This window comes from Campylobacter showae (assembly GCF_900573985.1).
Classification (GTDB): domain Bacteria; phylum Campylobacterota; class Campylobacteria; order Campylobacterales; family Campylobacteraceae; genus Campylobacter_A; species Campylobacter_A showae_E.
This window is the reverse complement of record NZ_UWOK01000001.1, coordinates 17308-37406: the sequence shown is the minus strand read 5'-3', so window position 1 is coordinate 37406 and position 20099 is coordinate 17308. Positions and strand designations below refer to the sequence as shown.

At 45.5% G+C, this 20099-nt stretch carries 25 protein-coding genes; 14 read left to right on the top strand and 11 right to left on the bottom strand.

Features of this window, described 5'->3' with window-relative positions; all coding sequences use genetic code 11:
* Nucleotides 1-5 precede the first annotated feature (5 nt).
* The 13 genes from atpG (at nt 6) to EE116_RS00145 (ending at nt 10306) form a co-directional block, all read left to right on the top strand.
* Nucleotides 6-890 (top strand): ATP synthase F1 subunit gamma, encoded by an 885-nt coding sequence (gene atpG, locus EE116_RS00205; RefSeq protein ID WP_009494955.1) that lies wholly within the window; start codon nt 6-8, stop codon nt 888-890.
* 13 nt (nt 891-903) lie between these two features.
* Nucleotides 904-2301, top strand: coding sequence for a F0F1 ATP synthase subunit beta (gene atpD, locus EE116_RS00200; protein WP_002947477.1), 1398 nt, complete (start codon nt 904-906; stop codon nt 2299-2301).
* 17 nt (nt 2302-2318) lie between these two features.
* A complete protein-coding gene (atpC, locus tag EE116_RS00195; protein WP_002952434.1) occupies nt 2319-2708 on the top strand; it encodes an ATP synthase F1 subunit epsilon in 390 nt (129 codons plus the stop codon).
* Nucleotides 2709-2824: 116 nt separating this feature from the next.
* Nucleotides 2825-3289, top strand: coding sequence for a MotA/TolQ/ExbB proton channel family protein (locus EE116_RS00190; RefSeq protein WP_420886353.1), 465 nt, complete (start codon nt 2825-2827; stop codon nt 3287-3289).
* Entirely contained in the window at nt 3286-3678 is a 393-nt protein-coding gene (locus EE116_RS00185) for a biopolymer transporter ExbD (protein WP_009494953.1), read from the top strand. The genes EE116_RS00190 and EE116_RS00185 overlap by 4 nt, the downstream gene beginning before the upstream one ends.
* Nucleotides 3671-4495 carry a TonB C-terminal domain-containing protein gene (locus EE116_RS00180; RefSeq protein WP_122872726.1) on the top strand — a complete coding sequence of 275 codons (825 nt, stop codon included), beginning with the start codon at nt 3671-3673 and terminating at the stop codon, nt 4493-4495. The genes EE116_RS00185 and EE116_RS00180 overlap by 8 nt, the downstream gene beginning before the upstream one ends.
* A gap of 10 nt (nt 4496-4505) precedes the next feature.
* Nucleotides 4506-5780: a Tol-Pal system protein TolB gene (tolB, locus tag EE116_RS00175; RefSeq protein ID WP_122872725.1), complete on the top strand. Its 1275-nt coding sequence runs from the start codon at nt 4506-4508 to the stop codon at nt 5778-5780.
* 53 nt (nt 5781-5833) lie between these two features.
* Nucleotides 5834-6352: an OmpA family protein gene (locus EE116_RS00170; RefSeq protein WP_039895131.1), complete on the top strand. Its 519-nt coding sequence runs from the start codon at nt 5834-5836 to the stop codon at nt 6350-6352.
* 8 nt (nt 6353-6360) lie between these two features.
* Nucleotides 6361-7260 carry a tetratricopeptide repeat protein gene (locus tag EE116_RS00165; protein WP_122872724.1) on the top strand — a complete coding sequence of 300 codons (900 nt, stop codon included), beginning with the start codon at nt 6361-6363 and terminating at the stop codon, nt 7258-7260.
* A gap of 59 nt (nt 7261-7319) precedes the next feature.
* Nucleotides 7320-7931 carry an FKBP-type peptidyl-prolyl cis-trans isomerase gene (locus tag EE116_RS00160; protein ID WP_122872723.1) on the top strand — a complete coding sequence of 204 codons (612 nt, stop codon included), beginning with the start codon at nt 7320-7322 and terminating at the stop codon, nt 7929-7931.
* 10 nt (nt 7932-7941) lie between these two features.
* Entirely contained in the window at nt 7942-8862 is a 921-nt protein-coding gene (gene fabD / locus EE116_RS00155; RefSeq protein WP_122872722.1) for an ACP S-malonyltransferase, read from the top strand.
* Nucleotides 8859-9542 (top strand): 5'-methylthioadenosine/adenosylhomocysteine nucleosidase, encoded by a 684-nt coding sequence (locus EE116_RS00150; RefSeq protein ID WP_122872721.1) that lies wholly within the window; start codon nt 8859-8861, stop codon nt 9540-9542. Before fabD ends, EE116_RS00150 begins: the two co-directional genes overlap by 4 nt.
* Nucleotides 9539-10306 carry a tRNA 2-thiocytidine biosynthesis TtcA family protein gene (locus EE116_RS00145; protein WP_122872720.1) on the top strand — a complete coding sequence of 256 codons (768 nt, stop codon included), beginning with the start codon at nt 9539-9541 and terminating at the stop codon, nt 10304-10306. Before EE116_RS00150 ends, EE116_RS00145 begins: the two co-directional genes overlap by 4 nt.
* A 101-nt stretch (nt 10307-10407) precedes the next feature.
* Here the strand turns inward: EE116_RS00145 and EE116_RS00140 are convergent, their stop codons facing one another.
* Nucleotides 10408-11577: an ankyrin repeat domain-containing protein gene (locus EE116_RS00140; RefSeq protein ID WP_122872719.1), complete on the bottom strand. Its 1170-nt coding sequence runs from the start codon at nt 11575-11577 to the stop codon at nt 10408-10410.
* A gap of 61 nt (nt 11578-11638) precedes the next feature.
* Here EE116_RS00140 and EE116_RS12950 point away from each other — a divergent pair, with 61 nt between their 5' ends.
* A complete protein-coding gene (locus tag EE116_RS12950; protein ID WP_277418934.1) occupies nt 11639-11761 on the top strand; it encodes a hypothetical protein in 123 nt (40 codons plus the stop codon).
* Nucleotides 11762-11767: 6 nt separating this feature from the next.
* Here the strand turns inward: EE116_RS12950 and recO are convergent, their stop codons facing one another.
* The 10 genes from recO to EE116_RS00090 all read right to left on the bottom strand — a co-directional run bounded on the left by recO (nt 11768) and on the right by EE116_RS00090 (nt 20085).
* Nucleotides 11768-12382: a recombination protein RecO gene (gene recO, locus EE116_RS00135; RefSeq protein WP_122872718.1), complete on the bottom strand. Its 615-nt coding sequence runs from the start codon at nt 12380-12382 to the stop codon at nt 11768-11770.
* Nucleotides 12383-12384: 2 nt separating this feature from the next.
* Complete coding sequence (locus EE116_RS00130) at nt 12385-13305, bottom strand: tRNA dihydrouridine synthase (protein WP_122872717.1); 921 nt, start codon at nt 13303-13305, stop codon at nt 12385-12387.
* Nucleotides 13299-14336 (bottom strand): fatty-acid--CoA ligase, encoded by a 1038-nt coding sequence (locus EE116_RS00125; RefSeq protein ID WP_122872716.1) that lies wholly within the window; start codon nt 14334-14336, stop codon nt 13299-13301. The genes EE116_RS00130 and EE116_RS00125 overlap by 7 nt, the downstream gene beginning before the upstream one ends.
* A gap of 9 nt (nt 14337-14345) precedes the next feature.
* Nucleotides 14346-14699, bottom strand: coding sequence for an RNA polymerase-binding protein DksA (dksA, locus tag EE116_RS00120; protein WP_122872715.1), 354 nt, complete (start codon nt 14697-14699; stop codon nt 14346-14348).
* 9 nt (nt 14700-14708) lie between these two features.
* Nucleotides 14709-15164: a 23S rRNA (pseudouridine(1915)-N(3))-methyltransferase RlmH gene (locus EE116_RS00115; protein ID WP_122872714.1), complete on the bottom strand. Its 456-nt coding sequence runs from the start codon at nt 15162-15164 to the stop codon at nt 14709-14711.
* A 2-nt stretch (nt 15165-15166) separates the two neighbouring features.
* Nucleotides 15167-16060 (bottom strand): acetyl-CoA carboxylase, carboxyltransferase subunit beta, encoded by an 894-nt coding sequence (gene accD, locus EE116_RS00110; RefSeq protein ID WP_122872713.1) that lies wholly within the window; start codon nt 16058-16060, stop codon nt 15167-15169.
* Between the two features lie 298 nt (nt 16061-16358).
* Nucleotides 16359-16787 carry a ribosome maturation factor RimP gene (rimP, locus tag EE116_RS00105; RefSeq protein ID WP_122872712.1) on the bottom strand — a complete coding sequence of 143 codons (429 nt, stop codon included), beginning with the start codon at nt 16785-16787 and terminating at the stop codon, nt 16359-16361.
* Nucleotides 16774-17145, bottom strand: a complete 372-nt coding sequence (rbfA, locus tag EE116_RS00100) for a 30S ribosome-binding factor RbfA (RefSeq protein ID WP_002943703.1) — start codon at nt 17143-17145, stop codon at nt 16774-16776. Before rbfA ends, rimP begins: the two co-directional genes overlap by 14 nt.
* Complete coding sequence (gene infB / locus EE116_RS00095; protein ID WP_122872711.1) at nt 17142-19835, bottom strand: translation initiation factor IF-2; 2694 nt, start codon at nt 19833-19835, stop codon at nt 17142-17144. Before infB ends, rbfA begins: the two co-directional genes overlap by 4 nt.
* The gene (locus EE116_RS00090; protein ID WP_002947517.1) at nt 19801-20085 is read right to left on the bottom strand and encodes a YlxR family protein; all 285 of its coding nucleotides are present in this window, start codon (nt 20083-20085) and stop codon (nt 19801-19803) included. Before EE116_RS00090 ends, infB begins: the two co-directional genes overlap by 35 nt.
* Between the last annotated feature and the right edge of the window lie 14 nt (nt 20086-20099).

Genomic DNA, 20099 nt, shown 5'->3' with positions numbered 1-20099 from the left:
AGAATATGTCAAATTTAAAAGATATAAAACGAAAGATCAAGAGCGTCCAAAACACCCAAAAGACGACGCGCGCGATGAAGCTGGTATCTACAGCCAAACTTCGCAAGGCTGAAGAAGCTGCTCGTCACTCTAGGGTTTATGCGCTCAAGATCAACGAAGTTTTATCTGAAATCGCCTACAAGATCAATCAATATCGCTCCGTAAACGCCGAGAGTAAATTTTTCGACGTTAAGGAGAATATTGAGAAGGTCGATATTATATTCGTTACCGCGGACAAGGGTCTTTGCGGCGGTTTTAATATTCAGACTATTAAAACCGTTAGAAATATGATTAACGAATTTAAGGCGAAAAAAGTAAAGATTAGACTTCGTGCGGTAGGTAAAAAAGGTATAGAATTTTTTAGCTTCCAGGGTATAAATTTGCTTGAAAAATACGTCGGCGTTAGTTCATCTCCGACTTATGAGAAAGCTCAAAATATCATAAAAGACGCGATAGACGACTTTATAAGCGGTGCGACAGATAAGGTTATTTTGGTACATAACGGCTACAATAACATGATCTCTCAACAAATTCGAATAAACGATATCGTGCCGGTCGAGCCGCCAAAACTAGTCGAAGTTGAGACGAATTCTTTGATGGAATTTGAGCCAAGCGATGACGGTAAAATTTTAAACGAACTACTTACGAAGTATTTCGAGTATAGTATGTATTACGCTTTAGTTGATAGCCTTGCGGCTGAGCATAGCGCTAGAATGCAAGCGATGGATAATGCGACTAATAACGCCAAAGAGCGCGTCGCACAGCTAAAACTATCGTATAATAAGGCTCGCCAAGAGTCTATCACCACTGAGCTTATCGAGATCATCAGTGGCGTCGAATCAATGAAATAATTAAGGAGTATGGATGAAAGGTATCATTTCTCAGGTAATGGGTCCGGTAGTCGACGTCGATTTCACGGATTATTTACCCAAGATCAACGAAGCCGTCGAAGTAAATTTCGAGGTTGAGGGCAAGCAAAATAGACTTGTGCTAGAGGTTGCCGCGCACCTTGGCGATAACCGCGTAAGAACGATCGCCATGGATATGAGCGAAGGTTTAACCAGAGGCCTTGAGGCTACGGCTCTTGGTGCGCCTATTAGCGTTCCGGTTGGCGAAAAAGTTTTAGGCAGAATTTTCAACGTCGTCGGCGATCTAATCGACGAAGGCGAAGGTGTAGAATTTGACAAAAAATGGTCTATCCACCGTGATCCTCCGCCGTTTGAAGAGCAAAGCACAAAAAGTGAAATTTTTGAAACGGGCATAAAAGTAGTTGACCTTTTGGCTCCTTATGCAAAGGGAGGTAAGGTTGGACTATTCGGCGGTGCCGGCGTTGGCAAAACGGTTATTATCATGGAGCTTATCCACAACGTTGCATTTAAACACAGCGGCTATTCTGTATTTGCTGGCGTTGGCGAAAGAACTCGCGAAGGAAACGACCTTTATCACGAGATGAAGGAAAGTAACGTTTTGGACAAAGTTGCCTTGTGCTACGGCCAAATGAACGAGCCACCAGGGGCAAGAAACCGTATCGCTCTAACAGGTCTTACAATGGCTGAGTATTTCCGCGACGAGATGGGACTTGACGTTTTGATGTTTATTGATAACATCTTCCGTTTCTCCCAGTCGGGTGCAGAGATGTCGGCACTTCTTGGACGTATCCCGTCTGCCGTTGGTTATCAGCCGACTTTGGCGAGCGAAATGGGTAAATTCCAAGAGAGAATTACATCAACTAAAAAAGGTTCAATTACTTCGGTCCAGGCTGTTTATGTCCCTGCAGACGACCTTACCGACCCGGCTCCTGCGACCGTTTTCGCACACCTTGATGCGACTACCGTTCTAAACAGAGCTATCGCGGAAAAGGGAATTTATCCTGCGGTCGATCCGCTTGATTCGACATCAAGAATGCTCGATCCTCAAATTTTGGGCGGTGAGCACTATAAAGTAGCTCGCGGCGTGCAGGCGGTTTTACAAAAATATAAAGACCTCCAAGACATCATCGCTATCCTTGGTATGGACGAGCTTAGCGAAGAAGATAAGGTCACAGTTGACCGCGCTAGAAAGATTGAGAGGTTTTTATCTCAGCCGTTCTTCGTTGCCGAGGTATTTACGGGAAGCCCTGGTAAATACGTAAGTCTTGAGGAGAATATTGCTGGCTTTAAGGGAATTTTGGAAGGTAAATATGATGATTTGCCGGAAAATGCATTTTATATGGTAGGAAACATCGACGAGGCGATAGCAAAAGCTGAAAAACTTAAAGCCTAAATTTAAAGGAAAAAGTAATGAATAAATTACATTTAGAAATCGTTACGCCTGAGGGTTTAGTGTTTTCAAACGATATCAAAAGCGTAGTTTTGCCTGGTAGTGAGGGTGAGTTCGGGGTTTTGCCCGGGCACGCTTCGCTTATTTCGCTTTTGAAAGCCGGCGTTATAGACATCGAGAGCGAAGATAAAAGCCATGATGCCGTCGCGATAAACTGGGGATATGCCGAGATAAACGAGGGTAAGGCGACCATCCTTGCCGACGGTGCCGTTCACGTGTCTGGAAATTCCGAGAGCGAGATAGCAAATTCATTGCAAAAGGCGAAGGATCTGATCGCTAGCATGAGCAGCGAGAACAACGCTATGGCCGCTGCCGTAGCAAAACTAGATAGTATGGCTCGGACAAGATAGTGGCTGGGCTTGATATTTTTTTGAACTACTTATCAAGAAGTAGTTTTATCACTATATTCGTACTTAGTTGGCTCTCTTTTTATTTCATAATAAGCCTTACCATACTTTTGTCTCGTATGGCAGGGCTTAGCTCTTGGCAAAAAAAAGAGCAAAATGCGCTTGAGTCGCTGTTAATGGGCGGCTCTAAACATACTCTAAACGGCTCTGTTTTAAAAAGATTCGTAAGTGGCTCCGTGTCCAAAGAAAAGCTTTCGGTTGCCGTTAGTATCTCGGAAAGAAATGCCACTAGCGGCATCACTTGGCTTAGCATCATCGCCTCTACATCGCCTTTTATCGGACTTTTCGGTACGGTTGTTTCTATCTTGGAGACATTTTCTCAGCTTGGTCAAGGCGGAGGAAATTCGTCGTTAGGAGTTATTGCTCCAGCTATTAGTGAGGCTCTCGTGGCTACCGGAGCAGGTATATTTGTAGCAATTCCCGCTTATACGTTTAGCTTGCTTATCAAACGAAAAGCTTACGAGCTCATGGGCGTCATCAGGCGCGAAGTCGATATCCTAGTAACGCTTAAAGAAGATCAATGATAAATCTCGACGAAACTCCGGAGCTAAACATAACTCCGCTCGTGGATATCATGCTTGTTTTGCTGGCGATCCTTATGGTTACGACGCCTACTATCGTTTATGAGGAGCAAATTTTGCTACCGGACGGCTCAAAAACTAAAACATCCTCGGCTCAAAAAAAAGATTTGACTGTTATCGTTGATGCCACAAAAAAGGTTAGAATAGATCAAAATACCATGAATTTGCGCGAACTTCCTGACAATATAGTGCTTATCGGGGCAAAATACGATAAAAACTCGCCTGTTTATATTAAGGCCGACAAAAGCCTCATATACGATGATGTGATGTTTGTTTTAAAGAGCGTAAAAAACGCAGGCTTTACAAAGGTAGCGCTCCAGACTAATGGATAAATTTGATCTCAAATTTAACACTTCCGGTTACTTCTTACTATCGGCTTTTCTTTACCTTTGTATCATAAGCGGTATTTTTATCAAGCTTACCTATTTTAAGGAAGAGCCTAAAAAATACACCGATACTAAAGATGCTTTTATGGATATTATGATAGTTGAGCGCGAGCCTGACATCACCGTAAAAGCACCCGAGCCCAAAAAAGAGATTGTAAAAGAGGAAAAACCTCAACCGGTAAAGGAAGAGGTTAAAAAAGAAGAGCCAAAGCCGGACACTACAAACAAGCCGCCTGAACCGGATCCTGCGCCGCCAAAACCTGAAGAAAAAAAGATCGAAGAGCCAAATTTAAAGGATTTATTCGGCAGTATCGACACCTCTAAACTAAAAGAAGATAAGGTTGCTAAGAAAAAAGAGCAACCAAAAGAGCAAAGTCGTAAAAAACCGGAAAAAGTCCAGATAACGAGCCAGCAAAAAAAAGCTAGCGACGTTATAAATGCGCTTACCTTAGATCAGGTTGCCAAGACTCCAAAGTCGCAAATGACAGGCGAATACAACGAATACTTCGGTATGATTAGTAGAATTTTGCAGAGTAAATGGAGTGCTTATAAGGCCGATTCTACCGATGAGGCGGAGGTTGAGATCGTCATTGGTATTGATGGATCGTTTAGTTACGATATAAAAAAGTTATCGTATAATAGCGAATTTAATAACAAAGTTAGGGATTTCTTGCAAAGTATGACTTTTGAGAAATTTCCGCCGCCTACACAGATAGGCAGAGCCGTTAGGCTCGGAACTAAACTAGAAGACAAACTAGAATAACGGAGGAGAAATGAAGAAAATTTTACTTTTTCTTGCTTTTGCCAGTTGGCTTTTTGCCGTTGACGCCACCATTTCGGTCGTTAACAAAGGCTTAGCCCTACCAAAAATCGTGCTTCAAGACGCTACAACGGCTGTCGGCGATCAGGCTTTTAAAAGCAAATTTCATAAAATTATGTTGGGCGACTTGAAGGTCAGCTCTGATTTTGAGGTTGTGGACGAATATATCGCCAGTAGCTATGAAGGCGACTCGAATACGAACGTGATGAGCGAAAAGGGTGCGCAGCTTATATTTAGATACGCGCTTGAGGGCTCTGCAAACTCGCCTCTAACCCTCAGGGTTAAGCTAATTAATGCAAAAACGGCAACCACTCAGTATGAGAAAATTTACAATATGAACGACGGGGCAAAGTATCCATTTATCGCACACAAAGCGATAGTTGAGCTCATTAACGAGCTAAAAATGCCACCTGTAAACTGGATGGAGAAATTTATCATCTTTGCCAAAGGAACCGGTTCAAAGCAAAGCGAGATCGTTATAGCCGACTACACTTTAACCTACCAAAAAGTACTTGTTCGCGGCGGTTTGAATATATTTCCTAAATGGGTAGGAGCTGATCAGAGCGCGTTTTACTACTCTGATTACAGCGGTAGAAACTTAGTTCTTTATAGATACGATGTTGCGAGCGGCCAAAAAACTAAAATTTTAGATAGTAAGGGCGGTATGCTTATAGCCTCCGACGTTAGCCAAAACGGAGATAAAATTTTGCTAACTATGGCTCCGCAAGATCAGCCTGATATCTATATATACGATCTAAATTCAAAAAGACTATCTCAGGTAACTAACTATAGCGGTATAGACGTCAACGGCAACTTCGTTGACGGCGACAGACGCGTAGTTTTCGTTTCCGATAGACTTGGCTATCCTAATGTTTTCGCGCAAAATGTAGATGGAAGCGGTTTTGAGCAGTTGGTCTATCACGGCAAAAACAACAACTCCGTCAGCACCTATCAGAACTATATAGTTTATTCTAGTAGAGAAGACGGTAAGAGTAGCTTTGGAACAAGAGATTTTAACATATATATGATCTCTACGCAGACTGATTACATTAGACAGCTCACTGCAAGCGGTAAAAATTTATACCCTAGATTTTCTAGCGACGGACAAAGCGTAGTGTTTATCAAAGAGCTTGGCGGCCAGAGTTCTCTTGGTATAATTCGCGTAAATGAGAACAAAAGTTTCCAATTTCCATTAAAAATCGGTAAAATTCAGTCTATTGATTGGTAATATTTAGTAAATTTTATGATATAATCACGTTAAATTTCTATAAAAGGATGAAAATGAAAAAAGTAGTTTTAACTTCTGCTGCTATTGCAGCTTTATTGTTGAGCGGTTGTAGCTCTAAAAACCCTGAAGTTGATATGAGCGCTGACGCTAATCAAAATATGGGCGGTATGAACTCAAGCGATAACATGATGAGCGATAGCGAGAGATTGCAACAATTAATTTCAAGCATCGAAGGTCAAGTTCAAACTGTATACTTTGACTTTGACAAATTTAACATCAAAGGCGACATGCAGTCTGCTATCAACACAAACGCAGGTCTATTTAATCAATCAGAAGCTCAAGCTCTTTCTGTAAAAGTAGAGGGCAACTGCGACGAGTGGGGTACAGATGAGTACAACTATGCACTTGGTCTAAAAAGAGCAAAAGCTGCTAAAGACGCGCTTGTAAAACAAGGCGTTGCAGCTGACAGAATCACGGTTGTAAGCTACGGCGAAAGCAATCCTGTTTGCACAGACAAAACAAAAGCTTGCGACGCTCAAAACAGACGTGCTGAATTTAAAGTTCTTCCATAATTAGATTTATGACGAATTTAAAAACTTTCGTGGCTCTTTTTATAGGAGCCACTCTCTCTTATTCCGCTTCCAATGAAATTTCGGTATTTGATGCTGGAAATTTGGACAGCTCTAGTCCCTACGGTTTGACTGATAATGAAAAAACTTTTCTAAAAAACAAGCAAAACGTAGAAAATCTAAGTAGAAATATGGGCGACGTCGAGTCAAATTTAAATGCCATACAAGAGCGCTTAGAAGGCTTGCAGAGCGTACTAGACGGACTAAACTCAAGAATGTCTAGAATAGAAAAAAGACTAAACGATCTTGAAGGAAACGACGGAAATTCTACCGCAAAAAGTGATTTTGACGAGCTTAAAAAATACGTAGAAGAAAGCCGAAAAATACAAGAGGCCAACAACGCTAAAATCACCAAAGCCCTTAAGGATATGGGTGCTTTGATAGATAAGAGCAACGCTGCGCCTGCTACCACAAAAAAAAACGATGAAGACAAGCCGGTAGCTAGCAATAGCCCAGCCGCTGCTGAGCCACAAGCTCCGAAAATTGATTTTACCAAACAAAAAAATCAAGATGTAGCAAGCGAAGCTAAAAAGCTATTTGACGCAGGCAAGCTCGATGATGCAAAGGCTAGATACGAATATCTTTTAAGTAAAGATCATAAGCCTGCGATGGCGAATTTTTATCTCGGCGAGATAGCGTATCAGCAGAAAGCTTACAACAACGCCATAAAGTACTACCAGCAAAGTATCCAGCTCTACGACAAGGCCGAGTATACGCCAAAGCTTCTTTATCACACTGCTATTAGCTTTGATAAGATAAAAGACACGGCGAGTGCGAATAAATTTTACAAAGCGCTAAAACTAGGCTATCCGGATAGCAAAGAAGCCAAAGCCGCACCTACTCGAAACTAAAACTTTATTTAATAAATTTAACGATATAATCACGTTATTTTCATAAATAGGAGAAAAACGTGAAAGAACAAGTTATAGCTATGTTTTATGAGCTAAAAGACGCAAAAACGGGCGAAATTTTAGAGTCCAATATGCAAGTAGGGCAGGAGATTTCCTTTTTAACGGGCCGCGGACATATCATCGAGAAACTAGAAGAAGAGGTCGCCAAACTAGAAAAGGGCGAAACAAAAGTTATCGTTATTCCGGCTGCGCAGGCTTGTGGCGAGTATGACTCTAGCGCCGTTCAGATGCTACCTAAAGAGCAATTTGCAGGCATCGAGCTAAAAGAGGGCATGGAGCTTTTTGGTCAAGGCGAGCACGGCGAGAGTGTACGCGTGATAGTAAAATCTATCGGCGAGGACGACGTGACGGTTGATTTTAACCACCCTTACGCAGGCAAAGATTTGGAGTTTAAGGTTCAAATTTTCGACAAACGTGACGCTACAGAGGACGAGATAGCTACGGGTATGGTAGCCGGTGCTCACACATGCGGATGCGGCGGGCACGACCACGACCATCATCACGGCGAGGGCGGTTGCTGCGGAGGCCACGGCCATCATGAGCACAAAGAAGGCGGTTGCTGCGGCGGGCACGGTCATCATCACGATGACGGCGGATGCGGTTGCCACTAAGAGGATCTAGATGAGAGCGGCGTTTATATTCCCGGGGCAAGGCTCGCAAAGCATCGGCATGGGTAAGGAAATTTACGAAAATTTCCGCCCAGCCGCCGAGCTTTTGCAAAATGCAAGCGATAGCCTAAAAATCGACTTTTCAAATCTACTTTTCAACGAAAACGACCTCATAAATAGGAGCGAATTTACCCAGCCGGCCATCGTTTTAAACTCGCTTATGTGCTATCTCGCGCTAAAGCAAAGCGTAAATTTAAAGCCTAAATTTGCACTTGGACACTCTTTGGGCGAGTTTAGCGCGCTTGCGGTTAGCGGCGCGTTTGATTTTGTTGATTCGCTTAGGATCGTAAATTTGCGCGGTAAATTTATGCAAGAGGACTGCACGGGCAAAGACGTGACGATGAGCGTTATTTTGGGTCTTAGTGACGAGACGGTAGAGCAAATTTGCAAAAACGCGCAAGCGGACGGCCATCAAATTTACGCCGCGAACTACAACTGCGACGGCCAGATCGTGATCGCGGGGCTAAAAGAAGATATCGCCAAATTTGAGTCTGCGTTTAAAGAAGCGGGCGCTAAACGCGTATTGCCTCTAAACATGTCCGTCGTCAGCCACTGCCCGCTTTTAAAGAGTGCTAGCGAGAAGCTAACGGCGCAGCTAGAGCCAGCGTTGGCCGCTAAATTTGACCCAGTCGTTTCAAACGCGTCGGCGAAGCCTTACGGCTCAAAAGACGAAGCGCTAAATTTGCTAAAAGCCCAGCTCGTTAGCCCCGTTTTATACAAACAAAGCATCAAAAGTATCGAAAACGAAGTCGATATATTCGTGGAGTTCGGCGGTAGCGTGCTAAAAGGCATCAACAAAAAAATCACCGAGAAGCCGACATTTAGCGTCACCGATCTTGGCAGTCTTGAAGAGCTTTTAAAGGAGCTTAAATGATAGCGATCTTAGGCGCGATGCGCGAGGAGGTCGCTCCTCTGCTTGAGCTCATCAAGGACTATAAAGAGGTTAAGCACGCAAATAACGTATTTTACCTCGCAAATTTCGGCGGCAAAGAGCTTGTGATCGCCTACTCTAAGATCGGCAAGGTAAATGCCGCTCTTACCGCAAGCGCGATGATCGAGAAATTTGGCGCCAGGAAGCTACTTTTTACCGGCGTCGCAGGCGCGCTAAATCCAAATTTGAAAATCGGCGATATGCTTTACGCAACTAGCCTCGTGCAGCACGACGTCGATATTACGGCGTTTGGACACCCGCACGGCTACGTGCCTGAGACCAGCATCTTTATCAAAAGCGACGACGCACTAAATGCGTTAGCTTCTAGAGTCGCGGCCGAAAAAGGCATCGAGCTAAAAGGCGGCGTCGTAGCTACAGGCGATCAGTTTATCTGCGATAATGCTAAAAAAGAGTGGCTAAAAGCGACCTTCAAAGCCGATGCGGCCGAGATGGAGGGCGCTAGCGTGGCGCTGGTTTGCGAGAGTCTAGGCGTGCCGTTTTTCGTGCTTCGCGCGATTAGCGACGAGGCAGGCGGCAGTGCGGAGTTTGACTTCGATAAATTTTTACAAGACTCGGCAAACGTGAGCGCGCAGTTCATACTCGCGATGATCGAGCGGCTATGATAGAGCTTAGCAAGCGTCTGCTGCGCCAAGTCGGGCAGACTAACGCCAGATACCGCATGGTACGCGGCGGGGATAAAATTTTGCTCGGTCTTAGCGGCGGCAAGGACAGCCTCGCGCTCGCGCATGTGCTAAAACACATGCAAAACGTCACGCCCGAAAAATTTGAGTTTAAGGCCGTGACGCTAAGCTACGGCATGGGCGAGGACTACGCCTATCTCACGCGCCACTGCGCCGAGCACGGCATCGAGCACGACGTGATCGATAGCTCGATCTTTGAGATATCAAAGGACAAGATCCGCAAAAACTCCAGCTTTTGCAGCTTTTTCTCGCGTATGAGGCGCGGCTATCTCTACACCTACGCGCTCGAACACGGCTTTAACAAGCTCGCCATCGCCCACCACCTCGACGACGCGGTCGAGAGCTTTTTTATGAATTTTACTTATAACGGCGCGCTTAGGACGCTTGCTCCAAAATACGTTGCGGCAAACGGGATCGAGGTTATCAGGCCGTTTATATTCGTGCGTGAGCGGCAGCTACGCGAAAACGCCGTACGAAACGGGCTTACGGTTATCGGCGACGAGGCGTGTCCCGCGATGCGATTTGATATCAAGATGCCTCACGCTAGAGCCGAAACCAAGGAGCTTTTGGCAAATTTAGAAAAGCAAAATCCAAAGCTTTTCGTCTCGCTAAAGGCCGCTTTTGAAAACATCCACAGTGATACGTTTTTCGCCGCTCAGGCTCAAAATTTGACCGACGAGGAGTGAGTACTCGTCAAATTTAGCTTAAATTTGACCGCTCTTTCGGTCAAATTTGACTTTTGCCGGTCGGCTATCTCCTTGCTCCTACCGCGCCATATAGCGATCTGCTATCGTCGCTCTGCGGCGTTTTTGCTCCTTCGTTTTTGGATTAGTTTATTTGATATTAGTTTTTCTTTATCTTGACCACTTATGTTGGCGTCGATATAGATTACTTTGGATGGATTATTTTTTAAGCCATCCCAAAAGTTTATCATATTTTTAAGTTTATTTTTTTCGTTTGCCCAGTACATAAATGTGCGAGTGTCGCCAAATGTCCCATCTTTATCTGGACAATACCGCTCTCCATTTTCTATAGACATACGTATCAATAAAGGTATGGTCTGATTTTTGTCTATTTCTTTTTTCCACGTATCAACGTGCCATCTATAACTTTTATAACACTTTTCATACGCCTCTTTTAGCTCCTCTTTAGTAGGTTGTCCAGAAACGTTGTTGTCTAGTAGCAAATTTAGCATAGGTTCGTAGTTTGGCATATATTCCATATCTTTAAAATAGTTGCCGTTCTCGTCAAAATACCCCATACTAAATAGTATTTGTAGCATCTCGGTAAAGTTGCCAAAGGTAATATAATCAAAAGGCAATATCCAGCCTTTTGAGCCTGCGTTTTTCTGACCGTATTTTACTTCGTACTCTACAAATATATTATCTCCGTCGATAGTCAAGCTTTTTATCCTATCGTTTTGGGGCGCTTTTAAGTACCTTTGAATTTTTTCTTTATTGCTAAATTTAACCCCGCTATCAAGCAAGAGCTTGGCGGTCTTTGTCGAGTTGTTTTCTATGGCGTAGGCCAGGGGCGAGAGTTTGTAATTATCTTTCGCATGAGCGTTTGCGCCCATATCTATCAACCTTTTTGCCGTGGCTTCGTCATCGTAAAAGCTAGCGTACATCAGCGGAGTCGTGTTTGCCTTCATCTTTACGTCGGCGCTAAGTCCGTTTCTCGTCATAAAATTTAAAATCTTATCCGTATCTTTTAGTTTCAGCAAATTTCTTAAAGCGTTAAGGGTGGCGTTGTGCTCCTCGTATTCGTCTATACCCCAGTATCTAAAAGCAAAATCGTCCACTTCCTCTTGCGTTACGTATTTGGCTAGCTCGGAGTTTGGGTCTATTTTGGTATCGGGAGTGACGGTAAAATGAGTAGGGCGAGACAGCTTTTTGTAAATAAAATTTACGAAAACGGCAAGGAAAAGAGCGGCAAAACCGAGTGCGAATTTCTTCAAATTTATCCCTTAAATCAAATTTGCGAAATATTAGCCAAAACCCGGTAAAGAGGCGGTAAATTTGATGAAATTTAAGCCGATAAATTTGGATATCTGGGGTAGGGCGCGGCGAGATCCGTTTGCATCAAATTTGAGCGGGTTAAATTTGAAAGCAAATTTGGGCGAGTCAAATTTGAAACGGTAAATTTGATCAAAGTCCCTGAAGTAAAACCGAGTAGAGCGCGTCTATCTCGTCATCATCAAGCAGCAGCGTAGAGTGCTCGCTAAAGAGCATTTTTATCTTTTCTATCTCAAAACCCTTTTGTGCGGCGCAGTGCTCGTGAGCGGGCAAGAAGCTCCTAGCTAGTGCCACGCTATCCTCCACGGGCTCGTCGCAGATAAAGCAAAAAAGCTCGTCGTGTAGCCTGCCCTCGGCCTCTAAAATGCGCACGTAGCTCTCGATGAGTAGGCGTTTGGGAGCGCCTCTGTCAAAGCGTGAGGCGCAAAGCTCAAGCTCGCGAAAATACACCTCGTCTATCTGCTCGACGTCTCGCAGGTGCGCGTAGAGTAGGCGCATAAACTGCTGCCACGCGAGTAGCCGCTCGCGCGAGAGTAGCCAGCGGTAGCCTAGGTGCAGGACGCTGCGCAGGTGCGGGAGGAAGTTTTCGCCGCCTTCGAGCTCGAAGTCGATCTTGTAGCCTTGCAGGACGTTTGAGTGGCGCGCGCCGTAGAAGCGGTAGGATTTGACTAGCAGCGAGGGCGTGAGGATGTAGACGAGCAGGTCCTCGTCGCGCACTTTTTGCGTGTGCAGGATGTAGCCTTGCATGGTTAGAAAAAGGCCTGGATTTTTTGGCGCAGGATGTCAGGCTCGGCGATATGGTTTATCTCGTCGCGAAAGGCGCTGGCGCCGTCTATGCCTTTGGAGTAGCGGTGTAGGTGCTTGCGAAAGATCGCCGCTCCGTGCTCGCCGTAGTGCTCGATCATCGCGTCAAAATGCGCCAAGATGATCGCCTTTTTCGTCGCCGCGTCGATGCTGCCGCCCGTCTTTATCTCGTGGAAAACCCACGGCTTGCCGATGCAGGCGCGTCCTATCATTAGCGCGTCGGCGCTGGTTAAATTTAGCGCGTCGGCCGCATTTTCTGGCGAGATGTCGCCGTTTGCGATGACGGGGATGCTTACTGCCTCTTTAGCTCGGCCGATCGCGGCGTAGTCTACCGCTGCCGTATAGCCGCCGGCTCTCGTGCGTCCGTGAAATGCGATGTAGTCAGCTCCGGCGTCCTGCGCGGCGAGGGCTAAAATTTCGGGTATTTTTTCATCAAAGCCTAGGCGTAGTTTGACGCTAGTCATTTGCTTATTTGAGGTTTTTTTGATGGTTTCTACGATGCGTTTTAGATTTGAGATATCTTTTAGCAGAGCAGAGCCTGCGGACTGTTTGACGACCTTTGGTACGGGGCAGCCACAGTTTAGATCGATACCGTCGATACCGTCGATACTGTTTAAAATTTCCACCGCTTTTTTGACGATGTCTGCGTCGCTGCCCGCGATCTGCACGATATAGGGCGTTTCAAGCGGAGATTTTTTGAGCATCTCAAGCGTTTTGCTACCCTCGTAGACTAGGGCGTTTGCGCTTATCATCTCGCTTACGGTCACGTCGCAACCAAACTGCTTGACCGCGCTTCTAAGCGGCAGATCCGAAAAGCCCGCGAGCGGAGCTAGAAAAAGCGGCTTTTTTGAAAAATCTATTAGCAATGCGCGTACTTAAAAAATAGATCTGTCGGGACGTTTTTGCCGTTTTGTCTGAGATATAGCAGGGTGCGGAAATTTTGATATTCGCTGGCTTCAAAACCCGCCAAAACCTCCTGCGCGCGCTCGAGCATCTCAAACTCAAACAGCAGATAGACGTATGCTTCCTGCGCCTCTTGGCGTTCGTTTTTGAGGCGCTCGAATATGCCGATGACGGCGTCCGGAGCGATTTTGCTTTTTAGCGTCGCGGCGCTGATACCAAAGCTGTCTTTTGAAATTTTATCCGAATTTAACAGCTCCAAAATCTCGTCGTTGCTCAAATTTATCTCGTCTTTGGCAAAGCGGGCGATAAGAGTCATGATCTCTTTTTCGTCCAGATCTGGAGCAAATTTTTTGATATCGGCGAGCGAGCCTAAATTTATTAGCTTTTTCCTTGCTTCGCGGACTATTTCGCCCTGATCGCCCATAGGTTTTTTAAGCGTTTCTAGATAGTATCCGTCCAAATTTGCTATTTTGTTTAGCTCGTTTTTGATAAAGAGCGGATTGTCCTTAGGTAGCTTAAATTTCTTTAGGTCGGCGACTTCGCCGTTTTTGACCGTGCGCATTACGCCTAGGACGTTTTGTAGCTCCTCGCCCTCGATATTTGCGTCTTTGTATCTATCCCAGGGCGAGAGGATTCTTGCTATCTGGGACGGGATTTTATAAAAGTTCGTTTTAAAGTCTTTGTTTGTATCAAGGCCGAGTAAAATTTCCTTGCTTAGGTCTCTATAGAATTTCTCGTCGTGCGAAATTTTGCGTTTAAAGGCATAAAATTTAAACCCGTGATAGGCCATATGAAGTACGCAAAATATCGTCAAAATCGCAGGCGGTAGTATCATCCAAACGGCGACGGGTAAATTTAACGTATACTCGGCGTCGCTGCCAAAGAGGGCAAATTTAAGATGAAGCTCGTAAGAGCCGCTCTCAAAAAGATAAACGATCGCGCCGACTACGACCAGGTAAAGCACGGCGCAAGCTATAAAACGTTTGATTTGCATAGCGTACCCCTATTTTGCGGTTTTTTCCACTATCTCGCGGCAGGTGATGCAGTATCTTGCGTGCGGCTTGACGCGCAGACGCGCTAGGCCGATCTCTTCCTCGCACATCTCGCAGATGCCGTAGGTTTTGTCGGCGATCTTTCGCAGCGAGACGTCGATCTCGGCTAGTTCTTGTCTTTGTTGAGCGCTGATTGATTGCTCGATGAGCTGATCGGCGTTTACGGAAGCGATATCAAACTCGTCGCTGACGCCGCTTTGGCGTAGTCCTGCCATCTCGTTTGAAGAGTCTAAAATATTTTTAGTTATCTGTGCTCTTCGCTCCAGTAAAAGTGCCTTAAACTGCTCCAGGTCGCTTTTGCGCATTTTGTTCCTTTATTTGTGATATGGGTGGTTAGCGTTTATGCAAAGAGCTCTAAAAATCTGCTCGTGAAGCATAAGCTTTGCTATCTTGTGCGCCATCGTCATGCGGCTCAGGCTAACGACTGCGTCCGTTTTTTGTTTAAAATTTTGGCTAAGTCCGTAAGCTCCGCCGATAAAAAACGAAATTTGAGCCTTGTCCGAGATGAGTTTGGCAAACTCCTCGCTGTTAAATTCCCGACCCGCTTCGTCAAGTGCGACGCAAAAGCCGTTTAAATTCGGCTCATAAACCTCGTCGTAGGCTTTTAGCGCCTCTTCTCGCCCCTTGCTCTGGGCTTTGGCGATCTTGTCGTTAAAGATAACGACGTCTGAAATTTTGGCGAATTTCGACGACATCTTCGCGTACTCTTTGATCTCGTTTTCAAAATTTTCACGTTTTGACTTTTGGATGCAAAACACGGAAATTTCCAAATTTATTCCTCGTCATCCAAATTTTGAGCGCTAGGCTGCTTGGCGGCGTAGGCCGGGTTTTTTGAGAGTAGTCTTATCATATCGCTCAAAAACTGCTTATGCTCTTTGCGCTCGACTATGGCGTCTATTAGGCCGTGCTCTAGCAAAAACTCCGATCTTTGAAAGCCCTCAGGCAGATCGGCTCCGATGGTTTGCTTGATAACGCGCTGTCCGGCAAATCCTATGAGAGCGCCGGGCTCTGCGATGATGACGTCGCCTAGCCACGCGAAAGACGCGCTCACGCCGCCCATCGTAGGATCGGTTAAGACCGATATATAGGGCACCTTGGCCTCATCAAGCAGCTTTAGCGCGGCGGAAGTTTTTGACATCTGCATCAGCGAAAACGTACTCTCCTGCATCCTCGCTCCGCCCGAAGCCGAAACAATGATGAGAGGCTGCTTTTTATCGAGCGATCTTTTTACGGCGCGCACGATCTTTTCGCCCTCGACCGAGCCTAAAGAGCCGCCCATAAAGCTAAAATCAAAAACCGCCAGCTGCACGCTCATGCCGTCGATCTTGGCCTCGCCGCAGATCACGGCCGAGCTTCTGCCCGTTTTTTCCTCGTTTTCGCTTATGCGTTTTTTATAGGATTTTTTATCAACGAATTTGATCGGATCGACGGGTTTTAGCTTAGTGTCAAGCTCGACGAAACTGCCTTCGTCGCAGATCATCGCTATCCTCTTGTCGGCGGCTAATCTCATGTGAAAACCGCACTTTGGACAGACGTTAAAATTTGCCTCGACCTCTTTGTAATACATCAGCGAGTGACAGCTGTCGCATTTGACCCAGTGCGCCGGAGCCTCGCTAGGAGCGGATTGTTGCTTTCTCGTTTTGGAAAAAATATCTAAAAAGCTCATGATTCCTACTTTTTAAAAAATTTAGGGATTATAGCCAAAATTAGCTTATGTTTTGCTAGTCGGGTATTAAATTTACGCTGTGCGCTTTCAGGAGTAGGCGGGTAGAATCGCGTAAATTTGCACTGTCATTTTTATGTTTTTCGTAGAAATTTTAAATTTACGCGGAGGCGGTTTTAAAATTTGAAAGGTTAAATTTGAGAGATTTGACTGCGGTGTGTTTTAACTTTGCGATATAAATTTAAAGAGCTCAAATTTGTAAAATTTGACTCAAATAAATTTGAGCCTTTAAATTTGCGGCTTACCACTCGATGTAAGTTTTCGCCTTTTTTATGTTTGCGATTTTTATTTTTAAAATTTGACCTTCGTTTTCAAACGAGATCTCATTGTCGTCGGCGGATAAAATTTTGCCTTTTAGTTTTTTGTTTTCACCGTCTACTTCGGCTGAAATTTTAGCCAGTTCACCAACGCTTGATATAAAATGGCTCGGTTTTTCCAGCTTTCGCTCAAGTCCAGGCGAGCTAACCTCTAGTACGTAGTCTCCGCTAAGCGGCGGCTCGACGTCAAATATCGGCGAAAGCAAACGCGAAACCTTTTCGCAGTCGTCTAAATTTACGCCGCCTGGTTTTGCGATGTAGATCCTATAGATCGCTCTGCCGTTTTCGTTTGCAACCTCGACGTCATAGAGCTGCACGCCGCACTGCGAGATCAAATTTTCAAGATTTTGCATTTTTATTTAGATCCTCTGAGATTTTTTCAAACAAATCGTCCATATGGTTTTGGTACTCGAGTCTGTCGTCGAATTTAAAGTGAAAATTCGGCGCTCTATACCAGCCCTCGGCAGCCATGCAGTGATTTTGCAGATGCTTTGATACGCGCTTTAGGCGGTCTAGTATGTAGGCCTGCTCGCGCTCGTCAAACATCATTTTATCTAGATAAACAAACGCGTCGTATCTGCCCTTTTTACACTCGACGTCGGTCACGCAAAGCCCGCGTAAAAGCTCGTCCTCAAGCGTAGATAGAGCTTCGGGCAATAGCTCTTTTAGTACGCTTTGCGTGCGCAGGCGCTTTATCTCCGAGGGGTTCATAGACTAGCTTGCTCCTCTACTTCTTTAAAGCTCTCTATGTAGTCGCCCTCTCTGATGTCGTTATAGCCGTCGATACCTACGCCGCACTCAAAACCGCGTGCTACCTCTTTCACATCGTCTTTGAAGCGTTTTAGCGAGCTTACCGTACCCTCGTGTACGACCACGCCGTTTCTGATCAGGCGGATTTTCGCGCCGCGGTTTATCGTGCCTTCGGTTACCATGCAGCCTGCGATCGCGCCTACTTTAGGGACGTTGATGACTTGGCGTACTTGTGCTTGGCCGAGCTGCTCCTCGTGAATAACAGGCGACATTAAGCCGCTTAGAATCGCCTTGACGTCGTCAAGTAGGTTATAGATGACGTTATAGGTTTTGATTTCGACGCCGCTTTCTTTGGCTTTTTCTTTCACTTCGCCCGTTGGTCTTATATTAAAGCCCAAAATCACGGAGTTTTCGCTCGCTCTGGCCAGCTCCACGTCGCTTTGAGTTATGCCGCCCACGCCTGAGTGGATGATATTTACTTTTATCTCGTCGTTGCGAAGCTTTTCTAGGCTTGCCTTGATGGCTTCTAGCGAGCCGCCCACGTCGGCTTTTACGATAACAGGGAGCGATTTTAGCTCGCCCTCGGCGATCTTTTCGCTAAGCTCTTCTAGGCTTACTTTAGTAGTTTTGCTGAGCTCTTTTTGGCGTAGGTATTCAGCCTTTTTCTGTGCGTATTCACGGGCTTCTTTGTCGGTTTTGACGCTTATTAGTGTTTCGCCGGCTTCCGGAATCTCGCTAAGGCCCATTATCACGCCGCATTCGCCAGGTTTTATCTCTTTTAAAATTTTACCTTGGTCGTCGGTTATCGTTCTTATCTTGCCGTATGCGACGCCCGCGACCACGATATCACCGACTCTTAGAGTACCGTTTTCTACGATAACTGTAGCTACCGGACCGCGGCCTTTTTGCTGAGAGCTTTCTATTATAGCGGCTTTTGCGTTTGCTTTTGCGTTTGCTTTTAGTTCTAAAATTTCAGCCTGCAAAAGTACGATCTCAAGTAGATCGTCTATGCCCGTGCCCATTTTTGCAGAGATAGGTACAAACTCGTACGTGCCGCCCCAGTCGGTAGATAGGATATCTAGCTCGGCTAGCTCACTTTTGACCTTGTCTGGGTTTGCAGCCTCTTTATCCATCTTGTTTATCGCGATGATGATAGGCACGCCCGCGGCTTTTGCGTGGCTCACAGCCTCTTTGGTTTGCGGTTTCACGCCGTCGTCGGCTGCGACCACGATGATGACGATATCGGTGATCTTGGCACCTCTTGCGCGCATAGCCGTGAAAGCTTCGTGGCCCGGAGTGTCGATAAAGGTAATATTTTTACCGTTTTTATTTACCATATAGGCGCCCACGTGTTGCGTGATGCCGCCCGCCTCGCCCGCTGCCACGCGCGAGCTTCTGATGTAGTCTAGTAGCGAGGTTTTACCGTGGTCGACGTGGCCCATGATGGTGATAACGGGAGCTCGGACGGTCAAATTTGCATCGTCTAGCTGCTCCTCTTCTTCGTCGTAGGCTTTAACGTAGTCAAATGCTTCTTGCGTATCGACGATATTTACCTCTATGCCAAACTCATCAGCTAAAATCTCTATCGCGTCTTCGTCCAGGAAGTCGTTTTTGGTCGTCATCATGCCTAGCATAAAGAGCTTGCCGATGATTTCGCTAGGTTGCTTGTTGATCTTGTCGGCAAATTCGTAAAGACGGATCTCTTTTGGTATCTCGACGTAGGTTACCGCCTCGCCGTTATGGTCGGCTCGTTGTGACTTTTTATGTTTTTTACGAGGCCTGCGCGCAGTACCTTGCTCTAGAAATGAACTTACCGATGTATTTAGTACCGGTTTGTAGCTAGTATTTGCAGGTTGTCTTATTTTTTGAGGCTCCGGAGTTTGCGTTCGTACGGAAAAATCAGGCAATATAACCACGTCCTCATCGTCTATCACGATGTCGGCCATGTCGCGGTCGCCGAGTAGATCCATCTTTGTAGCGCCGTCTTTTTTGGTTGCGATGACTGGTTTTTTCTCTTTTTTCTTTTTGCGCTCGATCTTTTCGTCGCTAAATTTAAACATACTTTCCAAATTTAGCGCCGGCGCAGACTCTTTTCTCTCGCTTGTTCTAGGTGCTGACTGCTCGTCTTTTTTCTTTTTTACGATGACTAGGCCGCGTCTTTTTTGCAGACTAACGTCGGCTAGGCTCTCTTTTGGCTGGATCGGCTCGGCGGCAGGCTGGGCCTTTGGTTCCTCTTTTGGCGCTACTTGCGTTTTTGGCTCCGATGCTTTTTCTGCCGGTTTTTGAGTGACTGTTTTTTGTTCTTTTTCAGATTTTTCGTCGTTTTTTGTTTCTACTTTTTCTTTCGGTAAAGGCTTTTCTTCTTTTGCGGCGCTTGGTTTTTTGGCCTCTTTAGGTTTGCTTTCTTTTTCCTCTTTGCTCTCTTTAGTTTCGGCCTTTTTGACGGTCGGTTTTTTCTTTTCCGGCTTTTTCTTGAGAGCTTCGGGGATCTCGCCGGTTTGAATGTAGGTGTATAGCGCCGCCGCTTCTTCAGGACTAACGCCGCTTGAGTGCGTTTTGACCTTTAGCCCAAGCTCAATAGCCTTTTCTAAAACCTCTTTGCTATTGTAGCCGAGCTCATTTGCTATCTCTGAAATTCGAACAGTCCCCATTTAAGAGTATCTCCTTTAAATTTTGCCCGTTTTGTAGCGTCGCTATAAAGCTGCCTGCGACTCTTCCGAGCGATTTTCTTAAAATTTTCTCGTCTTTTTTTAGACATTCTTCGCAAAGATAAAAGCTGCGTCCGTTTCCGTTTCCGAAAAATAGCGAAGAATTTATCAGTCTGTATCTACGCAAAATTTGCTGTTCAAAGCGCTTTTTGCAGACCACGCACGTCCTGATAGGGATAAATTTTTGAGCCATTATTATAACTTCTT